The organism is Paraburkholderia sp. GAS448 (genome assembly GCF_050435685.1).
GTDB lineage: Bacteria > Pseudomonadota > Gammaproteobacteria > Burkholderiales > Burkholderiaceae > Paraburkholderia.
The window spans coordinates 74417-91207 of sequence record NZ_JBNDKT010000018.1; the positions used below are offsets into that span (position 1 = coordinate 74417).

General features: G+C 64.2%; 18 protein-coding genes. 8 read left to right on the top strand and 10 right to left on the bottom strand.

Features of this window, described 5'->3' with window-relative positions; genetic code table 11:
- Nucleotides 1–110 precede the first annotated feature (110 nt).
- The 10 genes from P3T23_RS28265 to upp all read right to left on the bottom strand — a co-directional run bounded on the left by P3T23_RS28265 (nucleotide 111) and on the right by upp (nucleotide 9090).
- Complete coding sequence (locus tag P3T23_RS28265) at nucleotides 111–431, bottom strand: ecotin precursor (RefSeq protein WP_429319393.1); 321 nt, start codon at nucleotides 429–431, stop codon at nucleotides 111–113.
- A 174-nt stretch (nucleotides 432–605) separates the two neighbouring features.
- A complete protein-coding gene (rng, locus tag P3T23_RS28270) occupies nucleotides 606–2075 on the bottom strand; it encodes a ribonuclease G (protein WP_429319394.1) in 1470 nt (489 codons plus the stop codon).
- A 9-nt stretch (nucleotides 2076–2084) separates the two neighbouring features.
- On the bottom strand, nucleotides 2085–2714 hold the full coding sequence (locus P3T23_RS28275) for a Maf family protein (RefSeq protein ID WP_429319395.1): 630 nt from the start codon (nucleotides 2712–2714) through the stop codon (nucleotides 2085–2087).
- 182 nt (nucleotides 2715–2896) lie between these two features.
- Nucleotides 2897–3367 (bottom strand): 23S rRNA (pseudouridine(1915)-N(3))-methyltransferase RlmH, encoded by a 471-nt coding sequence (gene rlmH / locus P3T23_RS28280; protein ID WP_429319396.1) that lies wholly within the window; start codon nucleotides 3365–3367, stop codon nucleotides 2897–2899.
- A gap of 59 nt (nucleotides 3368–3426) precedes the next feature.
- Nucleotides 3427–3885, bottom strand: a complete 459-nt coding sequence (gene rsfS, locus P3T23_RS28285; RefSeq protein ID WP_429319397.1) for a ribosome silencing factor — start codon at nucleotides 3883–3885, stop codon at nucleotides 3427–3429.
- Nucleotides 3886–3888: 3 nt separating this feature from the next.
- Entirely contained in the window at nucleotides 3889–4596 is a 708-nt protein-coding gene (locus tag P3T23_RS28290; RefSeq protein ID WP_429319469.1) for a nicotinate-nucleotide adenylyltransferase, read from the bottom strand.
- 70 nt (nucleotides 4597–4666) lie between these two features.
- Nucleotides 4667–5590, bottom strand: a complete 924-nt coding sequence (gene hemF, locus P3T23_RS28295; protein ID WP_429319398.1) for an oxygen-dependent coproporphyrinogen oxidase — start codon at nucleotides 5588–5590, stop codon at nucleotides 4667–4669.
- A 221-nt stretch (nucleotides 5591–5811) separates the two neighbouring features.
- Nucleotides 5812–7089 (bottom strand): phosphoribosylamine--glycine ligase, encoded by a 1278-nt coding sequence (purD, locus tag P3T23_RS28300; RefSeq protein ID WP_429319399.1) that lies wholly within the window; start codon nucleotides 7087–7089, stop codon nucleotides 5812–5814.
- 186 nt (nucleotides 7090–7275) lie between these two features.
- Nucleotides 7276–8004, bottom strand: a complete 729-nt coding sequence (locus P3T23_RS28305; RefSeq protein ID WP_429319400.1) for a YebC/PmpR family DNA-binding transcriptional regulator — start codon at nucleotides 8002–8004, stop codon at nucleotides 7276–7278.
- 435 nt (nucleotides 8005–8439) lie between these two features.
- On the bottom strand, nucleotides 8440–9090 hold the full coding sequence (gene upp, locus P3T23_RS28310; protein WP_429319401.1) for a uracil phosphoribosyltransferase: 651 nt from the start codon (nucleotides 9088–9090) through the stop codon (nucleotides 8440–8442).
- A 296-nt stretch (nucleotides 9091–9386) separates the two neighbouring features.
- Here upp and P3T23_RS28315 point away from each other — a divergent pair, with 296 nt between their 5' ends.
- The 8 genes from P3T23_RS28315 (at nucleotide 9387) to kdpC (ending at nucleotide 16619) form a co-directional block, all read left to right on the top strand.
- Nucleotides 9387–10166 carry an SDR family oxidoreductase gene (locus P3T23_RS28315; RefSeq protein WP_429319402.1) on the top strand — a complete coding sequence of 260 codons (780 nt, stop codon included), beginning with the start codon at nucleotides 9387–9389 and terminating at the stop codon, nucleotides 10164–10166.
- Nucleotides 10167–10226: 60 nt separating this feature from the next.
- The gene (locus P3T23_RS28320; RefSeq protein WP_429319403.1) at nucleotides 10227–10616 is read left to right on the top strand and encodes a methylglyoxal synthase; all 390 of its coding nucleotides are present in this window, start codon (nucleotides 10227–10229) and stop codon (nucleotides 10614–10616) included.
- 62 nt (nucleotides 10617–10678) lie between these two features.
- The gene (locus P3T23_RS28325; protein WP_429319404.1) at nucleotides 10679–11653 is read left to right on the top strand and encodes a quinone oxidoreductase family protein; all 975 of its coding nucleotides are present in this window, start codon (nucleotides 10679–10681) and stop codon (nucleotides 11651–11653) included.
- A gap of 209 nt (nucleotides 11654–11862) precedes the next feature.
- A complete protein-coding gene (locus P3T23_RS28330) occupies nucleotides 11863–11976 on the top strand; it encodes a potassium ABC transporter ATPase (protein WP_133660325.1) in 114 nt (37 codons plus the stop codon).
- Nucleotides 11973–12065 (top strand): K(+)-transporting ATPase subunit F, encoded by a 93-nt coding sequence (gene kdpF / locus P3T23_RS28335; RefSeq protein WP_063495262.1) that lies wholly within the window; start codon nucleotides 11973–11975, stop codon nucleotides 12063–12065. The genes P3T23_RS28330 and kdpF overlap by 4 nt, the downstream gene beginning before the upstream one ends.
- Nucleotides 12062–13867, top strand: a complete 1806-nt coding sequence (kdpA, locus tag P3T23_RS28340; RefSeq protein ID WP_429319405.1) for a potassium-transporting ATPase subunit KdpA — start codon at nucleotides 12062–12064, stop codon at nucleotides 13865–13867. Before kdpF ends, kdpA begins: the two co-directional genes overlap by 4 nt.
- 31 nt (nucleotides 13868–13898) lie before the next feature.
- Nucleotides 13899–16010, top strand: coding sequence for a potassium-transporting ATPase subunit KdpB (gene kdpB / locus P3T23_RS28345; protein ID WP_429319406.1), 2112 nt, complete (start codon nucleotides 13899–13901; stop codon nucleotides 16008–16010).
- A gap of 30 nt (nucleotides 16011–16040) precedes the next feature.
- Nucleotides 16041–16619 (top strand): potassium-transporting ATPase subunit KdpC, encoded by a 579-nt coding sequence (gene kdpC, locus P3T23_RS28350; protein WP_429319407.1) that lies wholly within the window; start codon nucleotides 16041–16043, stop codon nucleotides 16617–16619.
- Nucleotides 16620–16791 lie beyond the last annotated feature (172 nt).

Below are 16791 nucleotides of genomic sequence, written 5' to 3' on the forward strand. Positions count from 1 at the left end.
TCGCGAGGCGGCGGAGGGGGCGCGCCGCCGATGGGGAAAAGTGGGTTGAGCGCTCTCGTTGGAGTCGGTGTGCCGGAAGCGGCGCAAGGCGGCTTCCGGCTTGAACTCCATCACCAGGCCGGCCGGACCGGTGCGTAGCCGTACTGACCTGCCGGCGCGGCGCTACAGGCGACGTAGGCGCGTTGATACTGGTCGTAGCAGTAACCCGGCGGCGGTCCTTCATAGGCAGGCGCCTGATACACCGGAGTCTGGTACACGGGCGCCTGGTAGGCGACCACCGGCGCCGGGTTCAAGGCAGAACTCACTACCGCGCCAATGACCGCGCCGCCGATCAGCGCGCCCAGAATATCCCCGCCATGATCGTGGGCGGAAGCCTGGCCTGACGCGATCAGGCTTCCGGCAAGTAACATTGATGCCGCCATCTTTTGCATGTTGCTCTCCTGCTTTTTGTAGCTTTGAGGGACATGCTGCCGATTGTCGGCGGCCCAGGCAGTAATAGATGCAGCAAGTGGTAACGGGAGATTTCGTTTGTAAGGCGGCTTTGAGGTGTTGGGTGGTGGAGGATCTTTGTGTGGCAGTCGAGCTTGGCGTGCTCAGTTGGGTCTCTACATCAAAACAATATCGTACTGCTCCTGACTCAGATTCGACTCCACCTGCAACGACACCGGCTTGCCGATAAAGTCGATCAGCATCGCCAGATGCTGCGACTCTTCTTCAAGAAAGAGATCGATGACCTGCTGTGAAGCCACCACGCGAAACTCGCGTGGATTGAACTGACGCGACTCCCTCAGGATCTCGCGCAACACGTCGTAGCACACGGTGCGCGCGGTTTTCACCTGCCCCTTGCCCTGGCACACCGGACAAGGCTCGCACAGCACATGCGCAAGCGATTCGCGTGTGCGCTTGCGCGTCATCTCCACGAGCCCGAGTTGCGAAAACCCGTTCACTGTCACGCGCGTGCGGTCGCGCGACAGCGCCTTCTTCAGTTCACCCAGCACCTGGTCGCGATGCTCGGCGTTTTCCATATCGATGAAATCGATGATGATCACGCCGCCCAGGTTCCGCAGGCGCAGTTGCCGCGCGATCGTATGCGCAGCTTCGAGGTTGGTCTTGAAAATGGTGTCGTCGAAATTGCGCGCGCCGACGTAGCCGCCGGTATTCACGTCGATCGTGGTCATGGCTTCGGTCTGGTCGATGACCAGATAGCCGCCCGATTTCAGGTCGACTCGCCTCGACAGCGCCCGCTGGATTTCGGTCTCGATGTTGTACAGATCGAAGAGCGGCCGCTCGCCGGTGTAGTGATGCAGCTTCGACGACACCGCCGGCGTGAACTCCGCCGCGAAGTCGGACAGCATCTGGAACGTTTCGCGCGAATCGACCTGGATGCGTGTGGTCTCGTCGTTGACGAAGTCGCGCAGCACGCGCTGCGCAAGATTGAGGTCCTGATACAGGAGACTCGTCGGCGGCATGCGCTGGCCTTGCGACAGGATCGTGGTCCACGTCTTGCGCAGATACGCGACGTCGCTGGCAAGCTCTTCGCTCGTCGCATCCTCGGCAATGGTGCGCACGATATAGCCGCCTTTTTCATCCGCGGGCAATACCGCGGTCAGCCGCGCACGCACCGCCTCGCGCTCGACTTCGCTTTCGATCTTCTGCGAGATGCCGATGTGCGGTTCCTGCGGCAGGTATACGAGGGTGCGGCCGGCGATGCTGACCTGCGTCGAGAGCCGCGCGCCTTTCGTGCCGATCGGATCCTTGACGACCTGCACCATCAGCGACTGGCCTTCGAAGACGATTTTTTCGATGGGCTGATGAGGCACCTGCTGTTGCGGTTCGCCGGCAATGCGCGGATGCCAGATATCGGCGACGTGCAGGAACGCGGCGCGCTCGAGACCGATGTCGATGAACGCGGATTGCATGCCGGGCAGCACGCGCACGACCTTGCCCAGATACACGTTGCCGACGCGTCCCCGCGACAGCGTGCGCTCGACGTGAAGTTCCTGGACTGCGCCCTGTTGGACAAGCGCGACGCGCGTTTCCTGGGGCGTTACATTGATCAGGATTTCTTCATTCATGGTGTTGTTCTAGAAGTCGATGCGCGCTGCACGCAACAGTGCAGCGGTTTCAAAAAGTGGCAAACCCATGATACCTGAATAGGACCCGTCGATATGCTCGATAAACTCCGCGGCGCGGCCCTGCACGCCGTAAGCGCCGGCCTTGCCGAGCGGCTCGCCGGTCGCGACGTAGCGGCGCAGCGCGTCGGCGTGCACTGCAGCAAAGCGAACCCGCGACGTCGACAGCGCGGCAGGTAACAGCGAACCCGCCGCATCGACGACGGCGACCGCCGTCAGCACTTCGTGATCGCGACCCACGAGGCGCGTCAGCATCGCTACGGCGTCGTCGGCATCGACCGGTTTGCCGAGGATCGCATCATCGATGGTGACCGTTGTGTCTGCAACCAGAATCGGCGCATTCGCATGACCGCCCTCGACGAGCCGTGCGCGCGCGGCTTGCGCCTTCGCGATGCACACGCGCATCACGTAGTCGTGCGCAAGCTCGCCAGGCAGTTCGGCTTCAAGTGCTTCGGCGTCTTCGTCGGGGCGGGGCAGCAGCAGTTCGAAGCGCACGCCGAGCTGTTGCAGCAACTCCTGGCGGCGCGGGCTCTGTGAGGCGAGGTACACGAAAGGGTGAAGCGCAGTGGACGACCAAGGCATGAACGGGTCTCGATGTGGCGTATCGCTTGCGGTGCGTTCGAGAACGCCTGAAGACTCAGGCGGACACGCATGGCACACAGGAAACCGCGCACGAGCGACGTGCATTGCCCGACTGGGGCGAAAGCAGCGAAAGGAGCGAAGCGAATCCGCAAACGGTCTGATGCTCTCAGACGCTCCAGCGCTCACGCGCGATGATAGGGGTGATTTTGCGTGATGGTCCACGCGCGGTAAAGCTGTTCGGCGAGCAGCACGCGCACCATCGCGTGCGGCAGCGTCAGGCTGGAGACGCGCAGCATCATGTCGGCGCGTGCCTTCAGGTCGGGATCGAGGCCGTCGGCGCCGCCGATCAGGAACGCGACGTCGCGTCCGTCCTGCTGCCAGCCGGGAAGCGCCGCGGCGAGCTGCATGGTGGTCCAGTCCTTGCCGCGTTCGTCGAGCGCGACGATGCGCGCGTTTTTCGGCAGTGCAGCTTCGATCTTCTGCCGTTCAGCCGCCATCACGCTTTCCGCCGGACGGCCAGACGAGCGCTGTTCCGGCTTGATTTCGCGCAGTTCGATGCGCAGCTCGGGGGGCATGCGCTTCGCGTACTCGTCGAAGCCGGTGGCGATCCAGTCCGGCATCTTGTGGCCGACTGCGAGGATATGCAGCTTCATCGTGAGCCGGTCAAAGCGGAGGAAGCGGACAAATCAAGGGACATCGACGTGACGCAGCGTCAGGTCGAGCGACGGCGTGCCGCCGCCTTGCGCGCGGGCTTCGCGACCGGTTCTTCGCCCTCGTCTTCGTCGTCGAGCGGCTCGCTCGCGCGCGCGCCGCCGAAGGTGTTCGGGCTGGACAGTTTCACGCGCACGGGCTTGTCGCCCCAGATTTCTTCGAGGTTGTAGTACTGGCGCAGCGCGGGTTGCATGATGTGCACGACCGCGTCGCCGCAGTCGACCAGCACCCATTCGCCAATGTCCTCGCCTTCGGTGCTAATGATGTCGCCGCCGGCTTCCTTGACCTTTTCGCGCACGCTGGAAGCGAGCGCCTTGGTCTGCCGGTTCGACGTCCCGCTCGCGACGATCACGCGGTCGAACAGGGAGGTCAGATGGCTGGTGTTGAACACCTTGATGTCTTGCGCTTTCACGTCTTCGAGGGCGTCGACGATCGCGCGTTGCAGTTTGCGAATATCCATTGTTTACCGATGGTACAGATGATGTTGAAGAATATAGTCCCATACGGCGGCAGGGACAGGGCTTGCGGCACTGTCGTGTTCCTTGCCTCCGGCATGGTGCTGGAGCCGCTCGCGCAGGTGCGAGCGGATGTCGGTGGCTGAGACGTCGAATGCAAGCGTCGTGTCGATCAGCAGATGGCCTGAAGGGGTTGCCTGCAGCACTTCCGCGCGGGCCTCTCGCGCGGCGATCTCGGCGGCCACCGCCGGCGGGATCGTTGCAAGTTCAAAACCTGGCCGGGTCGCCGCCCCCACGTGCGCGTAGTCGAAGAGCCGCCGCCAGTCGCGCCAGGTGTCGAAATGCACCAGCTGGTCGGCACCGATCAGCAGCGATATCGACACCTTTGCGCCTTCGCGTTCGCGCCAGCGTTGCAGCGTTTCGACGGTGTAGGTCGGTCCTTCGTGCTCGATTTCGTCGGTGGCGACGCTCACCGTGACTTCCGGCAGCACGAGCGAGCCGGCCGCCGCGCGCGTCATCGCAAGCCGGTGCTCCGGCGCCGACACGTCCGTCTTCTGCCACGGCTGGCCGGCCGGCAGCAATACGAGTTCGGTCAGTTGGAGCACGTGGGCGAACCGCCGCGCGAGCGCGAGGTGGCCGTCGTGGATCGGGTCGAAGGTGCCACCCAGCAGACCGATCCGGCGGGGCAGCGCGACTGGATGAGCGTTCGGATTCAGGTGCGGGTCCTTTCGTGACGGGGCATCGGGGCGTCGGGGGTGGGGCGGGGCAGGTGGAAATGCACCCGGCTCAAACCCACTCGCGCGGCACGAGAAAATCGGAATAGAGGCGCGCTTCCGGCGTGTCCGGCTCCGGCTGCCAGTTATAGCGCCAGTTCACCACAGGCGGCATCGACATCAGGATCGATTCGGTGCGTCCGCCGCTCTGCAGCCCGAACAGTGTGCCACGGTCGAACACCAGGTTGAATTCGACGTAACGGCCGCGTCGATAAGCCTGGAAATCGCGCTCGGCTTCGCCATAAGGCTGTGCGCGGCGCTTTTCGATGATCGGCAGGTAAGCGTTCAGGAACGCGTCGCCGACGCTTTTCACCATCTCGAACGAGCGGTCGAAACCCAGTTCCGCGAAATCGTCAAAGAAAATTCCGCCGATGCCGCGCGGCTCGTTACGATGCTTCAGGAAGAAATACTCGTCGCACCAGCGCTTGAAACGCGGGTACAGGTCGGCGCCATAAGGCTGCAGCGCGTCGCGGCAGACGCGGTGAAAGTGCTGCGCGTCGTCCTCGTAGCCGTAGTAGGGCGTGAGGTCCATGCCGCCGCCAAACCAGAACACCGGCGCCTCACCGGCTTTCGTCGCGATCAGAAGCCGCACATTCATGTGCACCGTCGGGCAGTACGGATTGTGCGGGTGCAGCACGAGCGATACGCCCATGGCCTCGAAACCGCGTCCGGCAAGCTGAGGGCGCGCCGCGCTCGCTGAGCCCGGCAGCGCATCGCCAGCCACGTCCGAAAAGCCGATACCGGCCCGCTCGAAGAACCTGCCGCCTTCGAGAATCCGCGTGCAGCCGCCGCCGCGCAGCTTTTCGCCGGGCGCGCGCTGCCACGCGTCGGTGGCGAACGGCGTGCCGTCAAAGGCGCCGAGCGTATCGGCGAGGTGTGTCTGCAGGCCCTGGAGCCATGTGCGGACGGCCGCTACGTCGTAGGTCGAATCGGTCATGGATGCTGATGGCGGCCGGATTGTCGGGCCGCGGGTTCATGAAAGGAGCAGTGGGGTGGGCCGTATCCCGGCTTCCCGATTGCCGGGTTGCCCGGAACAGCGCCCGGGAGCACCGGCATCAATACGCCCTGCGGAATCGGGCGACATTGGCACGGCCGCTACACCGCAAAACAACCCGCAGTGTAGCGTTGACTGGCAGAGCAGCCATGCTGCGCTGCGGACTAGCTGTGCTTGCGGTTGACCGCGCGATGGCCGATGTCACGACGGTACTGCATGCCGTCGAAGGAGATCTGGTTGATCGTTTCGTAGGCAACCGACTGCGCACTGCGCACCGAATCCGCAAGGCCGACGACGCAGAGCACCCGGCCGCCGGAGGTGGTCAGTTTGCCGTCCCTGTAGGTCGTACCGGCATGGAACGTCACGGCATCGCCGGTTTCGGCCGGGATGTCGCTGATCCGGTCGCCTTTGCGCGGGCTGTCGGGGTAGTTGTACGCAGCCAGCACGACGCCGAGCGCGGTACGACGATCCCATTCCAGTTCGACCGTATTGAGCGTGCCGGCGATCGCCTGCTCGACGACCTTCGAGAAATCGCCCTTCAGGCGTGCCATGATCGGCTGGGTTTCCGGGTCGCCCATGCGGCAGTTGAATTCGAGCGTCTTCGGGTTGCCCTGCGCGTCGATCATCAGGCCGGCGTAGAGGAAACCGGTAAAACGGATGCCTTCCTTCTCCATGCCGCGCACAGTCGGCTGGATGATTTCGCGCATCACGCGTGCATGCAGTTGGGGCGTGACGATCGGCGCGGGCGAATACGCGCCCATGCCGCCCGTGTTCGGGCCCTCGTCGCCGTCCAGCAGACGCTTGTGATCCTGGCTCGACGCGAGCGCCAGCACATGCTTGCCGTCGACCATCACGATGAAGCTCGCTTCCTCGCCATCGAGAAACTCTTCGATCACGACCCGCGCGCCCGCATCGCCCAGCTTGTTGTCGGACAGCATCATGTCGACGGCGGCATGCGCTTCATCAAGCGACTGCGCGACCACCACGCCCTTGCCGGCAGCAAGGCCGTCGGCCTTGATAACGATCGGCGCACCCTTCGCATCCAAATAGGCGTGCGCAGCGGCGACATCCGAGAAGGTTTCGTATTCGGCGGTCGGAATCGCGTGACGCTTCATGAAGGCCTTCGCGAAGTCTTTCGAGCTCTCGAGCTGCGCGGCTTCTTTCGACGGCCCGAAAATCTTCAGACCACGCGAGCGGAACAGATTGACGATGCCCCCGGCGAGCGGTGTTTCCGGCCCGACCAGCGTGAAGGCGATCTGTTCTTTCTCGACAAAGTCGGCGAGCGCATCCAGCTCGGTGATATCGACGTTGCGCAGACGCTCGTCCTGCGCGGTGCCGCCGTTGCCCGGTGCAACGTAGACGAGCTGAACGCGCGGCGACTGCGCGAGCTTCCACGCGAGCGCATGTTCGCGACCGCCGGAACCGACGACGAGTAACTTCATGTGAATCCCCGAAGACTAAAAAACAGTGACGGCCGACGCGCCTGCGTCAGCCGTGATTTACAGCAAGGTTCGCACAAGGCGGCAGGCGCGAGGCAATCAGCGCAATGTGCCTTGCAGGAGCCGGAACGCGGGAGCCGGCGGGCAGCGCGCAAGGGGCGCCCGCGAGAGCTGGCCCGCGCGCCGTGCTCATTCGTCGGCGATGGCTGCGTTCGTGTAGACCTCCTGCACGTCGTCCAGATTTTCCAGGGCGTCGAGGAGTTTCTGCATCTTGAGCGCGTCTTCACCGGTGAATTCGACTTCCGTCTGCGGCTTCATCGTCACTTCGGCGACTTCCGCCTTGAAGCCCGCGCCTTCGAGCGCCGCCTTCACCTTCGGGAAATCGTTCGCCGGGCAGACTACTTCGATGCTGCCGTCGTCATTCGTGACGACGTCGTCGGCGCCGGCTTCGAGCGCGGCTTCCATCAGCTTGTCTTCCGGCGTGCCGGGCGCGAACAGGAACTGGCCGACGTGATCGAACATGAACGACACCGAGCCGTCCGTGCCCATATTGCCGCCGAACTTCGAGAACGCGTGACGCACTTCGGCCACGGTACGGGTACGGTTGTCGGTCATCGTGTCGACGATGATCGCCGCGCCGCCGATGCCGTAGCCTTCGTAGCGGATTTCTTCGTAGTTTGCGCCGTCGACGCCGCCAACGCCACGCTGGATCGCGCGGTTGATGTTGTCTTTCGGCATGTTGGCGTCATACGCCTTGTCGACGGCGAGCCGCAGACGCGGGTTCGAGTCGACTTCTCCGCCGCCCATGCGGGCCGCGACCTGAATTTCCTTGATCAGCCGCGTCCAGATCTTGCCGCGCCTGGCATCCGTCGCTGCCTTCTTATGCTTGATGTTGGCCCATTTCGAATGACCCGCCATTACCTTTCTCCGTCGCGTGCACACGTGGCGCGCACGCATAAGTGCAAGTTGTCTTTGCCGCTGTTGCTTTCTTCAGGCGCTTCCCGAACGCGCGCCTCGATGTCTGTTCCATTACACCTTGTTCACCCCGGGTCCGCCTTCGACACCGGACCACATGGTGGAGCGGGTGGGCGGGGCGAAGCGGGTTGCCGGGGCTATCCGGGCCGTTGGCGCCGCTACCGCGCCGGCCGCAAGGCCCCGCGAAAGCGCATTGCGCTGTGGGGCTGGCAGATTTGAGTCGCCTGATGAGCGGATTCGAATTTTATCATGCCGCAGGACGGCGGCAGCGCGTGTTCGGCGGGAAATGCGAGGAAGAATCGCGCGGAAGAAGCGCGGCGCAACAGCGAAAGCGGGCGCTGCACCCGCGCAGCGCCCAGTTTCGACGCGCGCCCGCAGTCAGTTCTTGGTGCCGAACAGCCGGTCGCCGGCGTCGCCGAGGCCCGGCACGATATAAGCGTGCTCGTTCAGATGCGAATCGAGCGATGCCACGTACAGCTTCACGTCCGGATGCGCGTCCTGGAACACCTGAACGCCTTCCGGCGCGGCCACCAGGGCGAGGAACATGATGTTCCCGCCCGGCACGTTGCGGCGCTTCAGCACGTCCACCGCGTGCACCGCCGAATAGCCGGTAGCCACCATCGGATCGCACAGGATGAAGGTCCGGTCTTCGAGGTCCGGCAGGCGCACCAGATATTCGACCGGCCGATGATCTTCCGCCCGGTATACGCCGATGTGCCCGACGCGGGCCGACGGAATCAGTTCCAGCAGCCCGTCCGACATGCCGACGCCCGCCCGCAGCACCGGCACGATCGCCAGCTTCTTGCCGGCGATCACGGGCGCGTCCATATCGACGAGCGGCGTCGACACCCGGCGCGTCGTCATCGGCAGGTTGCGGGTGATCTCGTAGCCCATCAGGAGCGTGATCTCGCGCAGGAGTTCACGGAACGTGCGCGTCGACGTATCCCGGTCGCGCATGTGCGACAGCTTGTGCTGGATCAGCGGGTGGTCGAGGATGAAAAGATTGGGAAAACGGCTGTCCTGTGTCATGGCTTGAGCGCACGCGTTGGCAAGAGGAATCGGCAGGCGCCTCCCACCGCGCCGGCAAACCGGCGTGGCAGCGCGCGCCACGGCTGCAAGTTTACCGAAAGTGCCGTCGGAAGATACCGGATATTGCAGGGCGCTTTGCGGCAGCGCGGCGGCGATTCTTCTAGAATCAGGGGCATCAGGCCGGCCGCCTGATCCAGGCCGGCATGGCCGATGCGGCGCCCGCCGCACCGGTATTCCGCTTTCTACCGTCGATAAAACCGCCATTCCCTTCCGGAGTGGGAAAAGAGGATACGCACATGGACATGGGAATCGCAGGACGCACTGCGCTGGTATGCGCAGCGAGCAAGGGCTTGGGGCGCGGCTGCGCGGAGGCGCTGGCCGCAGAAGGCGTGAACGTGGTGATCGTGGCGCGCACCGCTGAGACGCTGGAGGCGACCGCGGCCGCCATCCGCACGAAAACCGGCGTCGACGTCAAGACGGTCGCCTGCGACATCACCACGCCCGAAGGCCGTGCCGCCGCGCTCGCCGCCTGTCCGCAGCCGGACATCCTCGTCAACAATGCGGGCGGTCCGCCCCCCGGCGACTTCCGCCAGTTCACGCACGACGACTGGATCCGCGCGCTCGAAGCCAACATGCTGACGCCGATCGAACTGATCCGCGCGACCATCGACGGGATGATCGGACGCAATTTCGGCCGCATCGTCAACATCACGAGTTCGGCGGTGAAGGCGCCGATCGACGTGCTGGGTCTGTCCAACGGCGCGCGCTCGGGGCTGACGGGTTTCGTCGCCGGTCTGGCGCGCAAGGTCGCGCCGCAGGGCGTGACGATCAACAACCTGCTGCCGGGCATGTTCGACACGGACCGCATCGTCGCGACGATCAACGCGCAGGCGAAGGCGCAGGACATTTCCATCGAAGAATCGCGCAAGCGGCGCATGGCGTCGATTCCGGCCGGCCGCTTTGGCACGTCCGATGAATTCGGCCGCGCCTGCGCGTTCCTCTGCAGCACGCATGCGGGCTTTATTACGGGCCAGAACTGGCTGATCGACGGCGGCGCCTATCCGGGCACGTTCTGAACGCCAGTTGCGGTTGTCAGCACCGCGCCACCATAACAACACATTGAGGAGTAGCACGTCATGACCACCCGCGTCGCGCTGATCGCGCACGATCACAAGAAGGACGACATCGTTCGCCTCGCTGGCGAATACGTCGACACGCTCGGGCGCTGCGAGATCGTCGCGACCGGCACGACCGGTTCGCGTATTGCGTCGGCGCATGGCCTGACGGTCGAACGGATGCTGTCGGGCCCGCATGGCGGCGACCTGCAGATCGGCGCGCAACTCGCCGAAGGCAAGGTCGACATGGTGATCTTCCTGCGCGATCCGATGACGCCGCAGCCGCACGAACCCGACATCAACGCGCTGGTGCGCGCGTGCGACGTGCACAACGTCCCCTGCGCGACGAACATTTCCACCGCGCGAATGATTCTCGACGTCCTGACGCTGCGTTTCACGCATCAGGTTTGACACGTCTGTCGATCCAGCGGACAGCAACAGGCTGCAACGATCAGCAACGATCAGGAGACACCATGACGAAGGCGATTCGATTCGACAGGACGGGCGGCCCGGAAGTGATGAAATGGGTCGATGTCGACGTAAGCGAGCCGGGTGAGGGCGAGATCAGCATCAAACAGCACGCCGTCGGGCTCAACTATATCGACGTGTACTTTCGCAACGGGCTTTATCCGTTGCCGTTGCCGGGCGGACTCGGCATGGAGGCGGCCGGTGAGGTGACAGCGGTCGGCGCGGGCGTGAAGGATCTGAAGCCCGGCGATCGTGTCGCCTACGTTGGCCGCCCTCCTGGCGCGTACGCGCAGGCCCGGGTGCTGCCAGCCGCGCAGGTCGTCAGGCTGCCGGATGCGATCGGCTATGAAGACGCGGCGTCAGTGATGCTGCAAGGTCTGACTGTGCAATATCTTTTGCGCCGTACCTACCCGGTGAAGGCCGGCGACACGATCCTGATCCAGGCGGCAGCCGGAGGCGTCGGCCTGCTCGCGTGCCAGTGGGCGAAGGCGCTGGGTGCAACGGTGATCGGCACGGTCGGTTCGGACGAGAAAGCCGAAATCGCGAAAGCGCACGGTTGCGACTTTCCGATCGTCTATACGCGCGAGAACTTTACGAAGCGCGTGCGCGAGATCACGAACGGCGCAGGCGTGCCCGTCGTCTACGATTCGATCGGCAAGGACACGTTTACGGCGTCGCTCGATTGCCTCGCGCCGCTCGGCATGTTCGTGAGTTTCGGCAATTCATCGGGGCCGCTGCCGCCGATCGATTCGTCCGAATTCGCCGGCCGCGGCTCGCTGTTCTTTACGCGTCCGGCGCTCTTTACCTACATCAGCAAGCGCAGCGATTACGACGCGATGGCGGCGGAGCTATTCGATATGGTCGTTTCGGGCAAGGTCAAGACGAGCGTGAACCAGCGCTATGCATTGTCCGATGTCGCGAAGGCGCATGCCGACCTCGAAGGCCGTCGCACGACCGGATCGACGGTTCTGCTTCCGTAACCTGCCTGGGGCGAAGCCTCGAGGCTTAACCCACGCCGTTCCGAAGCCGTTCCAGGACGCGGCAAAACACAGGGCCGCTTCAGCTCAACGCTGAAGCGGCCCTGTCCGTTTACGGGATTTTTATACCTCCCTTAACACCTTTGACCCGTCCTTTACGCCGATCGGCATAACGTTGCAGTCATCCAAAGTCCGTACATGGAGAACTCTAAATGGATGTGCTGTACATCGGGGGGCTGGTGCTTTTCACAGCGCTGACCTTTGCATTGATCGCCGGCTGCGAGAAGTTGATGCAGTTCCGGCGCGGCCAGGGAGCGCGCTCATGACCTGGATCCTGTGGCTGTCGGGAGCCGCGACCGCGCTGCTCTTCGCTTACCTCGTCTATGCGCTTCTGCGCGCGGAGGACATTGAATGAACGCCAACAATGTCCTTCAAAGTGTCATCTATGTCGTCGTTCTGCTGGCCGCGGCGGTGCCCGTCTCGCGCTACCTCACGAAGGTGATGGATGGCACCTCGCGCGTCGTGCGCTTTGGCGGTCCGATCGAGCGCTTGCTGTATCGCGTCGCCGGCGTCGATCCGTCGACCGAAATGAGCTGGAAGCATTACGCGATCGCGACGATCGCGTTCAACGCTCTCGGCGCCTTCTTCCTGTATCTGCTGTTGCGCGTCCAGGGCTGGTTGCCGGGCAACCCGCAGCAGTTCGGCGCGATGAGTGTCGACAGCGCGTTCAACACGGCAGTCAGCTTCGTGACCAACACGAACTGGCAGGACTACACACCGGAGCAGACGACCGGCTATCTGGCCCAGATGCTTGGCTTCACGGTGCAGAACTTCCTGTCGGCGGCGACCGCTATCGTCGTCGTGATGGCGCTGATCCGTGGCTTCGCACGTCATACGGCACAGACGATCGGTAACTTCTGGGTCGATATCACGCGCGTGACGATGTACGTGCTGCTGCCGATGGCGGCGATCATCGCGGCGCTCCTGATGAGCCAGGGCGTGATCCAGAACTTCAAGTCCTATCAGGACGTGCCGACCCTGCAGACCACCACCTATGCTGCGCCCAAGCTCGACGCCCAGGGCAATCCGGTGAAGGACGCGAAGGGCAATCCGGTGACGGTCGACACGAAGGTCACGACGCAGACGATCGCGATGGGTCCGGTCGCCTCGCAGGAAGCGATCAAGATGCTCGGCACCAACGGTGGCGGCTTCTTTAACGCCAACTCGGCGCATCCGTATGAAAACCCGACGCCGTTTGCCAACTTCGTGCAGATCCTCGCGATCCTGATCATTCCGGCGGCTTTGTGCCTCGTGTTCGGTCAAACCATCGGGGACCGCAAGCAGGGCGTCGCCGTGCTGGCTGTGATGACGATCGCGTTCGCCGTCTGCGTGGCCGGCGAAATCGGCGCCGAGCAACGCGGTAATCCGGCGTTCACTGCGCTGCACGTCGACCAGTCGGCGAGCGCGCTGCAGCCGGGCGGCAATATGGAAGGCAAGGAAACGCGCTTCGGCATCGCGCAATCGGGCATCTTCACGGTCGCGACGACAGCGGCTTCTTGCGGCGCAGTGAACAACGCGCACGACTCGCTGACGCCACTCGGCGGCCTGGTTCCGATGCTCCTGATCCAGCTCGGCGAAGTGATCTTCGGCGGTGTCGGTTCGGGGATGTACGGAATGCTGGTGTTCGCGTTGCTGGCGGTGTTCGTCGCGGGGCTGATGATCGGCCGCACGCCTGAGTACGTCGGCAAGAAGATCGAGTCCTACGAGATGAAGATGGTGTCGATCGTCGTGCTGCTGACGCCGCTGCTCGTGCTGGTCGGGACGTCGATTGCCGTGCTGACCGATGCCGGCAAGGCCGGCATCGCAAACCCGGGCGCGCACGGCTTCTCCGAGATTCTCTATGCGTTCAGTTCGGCAGCGAACAACAACGGCAGCGCGTTCGCCGGCCTGACCGTGAGCACGCCCTTCTACAACTGGCTCACCGGTATCGCGATGTGGTTCGGCCGCTTCGGCACCATCGTTCCGGTGCTGGCGATTGCCGGCTCGCTCGCCGCGAAAAAGCGCATCGCCGTCACGGCCGGCACGCTGCCGACGCACGGACCGCTGTTCGTGGTCCTGCTGCTTGGCACCGTCCTGCTGGTTGGCGCACTGACTTACGTGCCTGCCCTGGCTCTGGGCCCCGGCGTCGAACATCTGCTGATGCTCGCCGGCCATTGAACCCAGGCATATTGAGGAATTCGAGGAACAGATGACTGATCATTCCGCAACCCGGTCCATGTTCGATCCGACGCTGGTGCGTCCGGCGATCGTGGACTCCTTCAGGAAACTCACGCCGCGTACGCAGTTTCGCAATCCGGTGATGTTTTGCGTGTACGTCGGCAGCATTCTGACGACGATCCTGTGGATCGCCGCGCTCGCCGGTCAGGCTGAAGCGCCGGCGGGCTTCATTCTCGCAGTCACGCTGTGGCTGTGGTTCACGGTGCTCTTCGCGAACTTCGCGGAGGCGCTCGCCGAAGGCCGCTCGAAGGCCCAGGCGGCGTCGCTGCGCAGCGCGAAGAAAGACGTGATGGCCAAGAAGCTCAACGAGCCTCATCCGAAGTCGCCGATCCGCATCACGACGGCGACCGACCTGCGCCGCGGCGACGTCGTGCTGGTCGAGACCGGCGACGTGATTCCGGCCGACGGCGAAGTGGTCGAAGGCGTCGCGTCGGTCGACGAATCGGCCATCACCGGCGAATCCGCGCCGGTGATCCGCGAGTCGGGCGGCGACTTCTCGTCGGTGACGGGCGGCACGCGCGTGCTGTCGGACTGGATCGTCGTGCGCGTCACGGCGAATCCGGGCGAGGCCTTCCTCGACCGGATGATCGCGATGGTCGAAGGCGCGAAGCGTCAGAAGACGCCGAACGAGATCGCGCTGACGATCCTGCTCGTCGCGCTGACGATCGTGATGCTGCTCGCCACGGCCACGCTGCTGCCGTTCTCGATTTTCTCCGTCGAAGCGGCGAAAGCCGGGCATGTGGTGACGATCACCGCACTCGTGGCGCTGCTCGTCTGCCTGATTCCGACGACGATCGGCGGCCTGCTGTCGGCGATCGGCGTGGCCGGCATGAGCCGCATGATGCAGGCCAATGTGATCGCAACCTCGGGCCGCGCCGTGGAAGCGGCCGGCGACGTCGACGTGCTGCTGCTCGACAAGACCGGCACGATCACGCTCGGCAACCGTCAGGCGTCGCTGTTCGTGCCGGCGCCAGGCGTGACCGAGGAAGCGCTCGCCGACGCCGCGCAACTGTCGTCGCTCTCCGATGAAACGCCGGAAGGCCGCAGCATCGTCGTGCTGGCCAAGCAGCGTTTCAACATCCGTCAGCGCGACATGGCGACGTTGCATCCGGTGTTCCTCGCGTTCAGCGCGCAGACGCGCATGAGCGGCGTCGATCTGTCGCCCACGGGGACGTCCCCCGGGGCGCCGGGACGTGAAATCCGCAAGGGCGCGGCCGACGCAGTCCGGCATTACGTCGAGGCGCACGGCGGCCGTTTCCCGGCCGAGATGAACAACGCGGTGACGGAAATCGCCCGGCGCGGCAGTACGCCGCTCGTGGTGGCGGAAAAAGGCGAGGGCAACGCGCGCGTGCTCGGCGTGATCGAACTGAAGGATGTCGTGAAGGGCGGCATCAAGGAGCGCTTTGCCGAGTTACGCAAGATGGGCATCAAGACCGTGATGGTGACCGGCGACAACCGGCTGACCGCCGCGGCCATCGCGGCCGAAGCGGGCGTCGACGACTTCCTCGCCGAAGCCACGCCGGAAGCGAAGCTCTCGACGATCCGCGCGCACCAGGCCGAAGGGCGGCTCGTGGCGATGACGGGCGACGGCACCAACGACGCCCCCGCGCTGGCGCAGGCCGACGTCGCCGTGGCGATGAACACCGGCACGCAGGCGGCGAAGGAAGCCGGCAACATGGTGGACCTCGATTCGAACCCGACGAAGCTGATCGAGATCGTCGAGATCGGCAAGCAGATGCTGATGACGCGCGGCTCGCTCACGACGTTCTCGATCGCCAACGACGTCGCCAAGTATTTCGCGATCATCCCGGCCGCGTTCGCGACCACCTATCCGGTGCTGAATACGCTCAACGTGATGCATCTCGCGACGCCGGCGTCCGCGATCATGTCGGCGGTGATCTTCAACGCGCTGATCATCGTGGCGCTGATTCCGCTCGCGCTGAAGGGCGTGCGCTACCGGCCGCTGGGCGCGGCGATACTGTTGCGCCGCAATCTGCTGATTTACGGCCTCGGCGGGATCATCGTGCCGTTCATCGGCATCAAGCTGATCGACATGGTGCTGGCCGCGTTTGGCTGGGTTTGAACGCTGCGCTCCAAAAAGGAACTGTTAATCATGAAATCCCTGTTTCGTCCGCTGATCGTGATCTTCGCCGTGCTGAGCGCCATCACTGGACTGGCTTATCCCGCTGTAATGACAGCGGTTGGACAAGCGGCCTTCAACGATCAGGCCAATGGCAGCCTGATCGAAGCGAACGGCAAGGTGGTCGGCTCGAAGCTGATCGGCCAGCAGTTCGACGCGCCGCAGTACTTCTGGGGCCGTCTGTCGGCCACTTCGCCGATGCCGTACAACGCGCAGGGCTCGTCGGCTTCGAATCTCGGACCGACCAATCCGGCGCTTGCCGACGAAGTCAAAGGCCGCATCGACGCGCTGAAGGCCGCCGGCACCGATATGTCGCAGCCGGTGCCGGTCGATCTCGTGACGTCGTCGGGCAGCGGTCTCGATCCTGAGATCAGTCCCGCGGCGGCCGCGTATCAGATCGACCGTGTCGCGAAGGCGCGCAAGATGAACCCCAACGATGTGCAGGCGCTCGTCGAGCGTTACACGAGCGGGCGCCAGTTCGGCATTCTGGGCGAGTCGCGCGTCAATGTGCTGCAGCTGAACCTGGCGCTTGATCAGGCGCACCAGGGCTGATCTGCGGCCCTGCGGGAAGCTCCTGAAGGCGGTGCCGCGCTGCGGCACCGCTTTGCCGTTTGCGGTCGTTTTACAGCCATGCGACCATGCAACGATAAACCGCCGTTTGCGCGACACGCGACAACACCGAACCGAACCGGCATCGCACGCCCGCGGCAACACGACAACCACC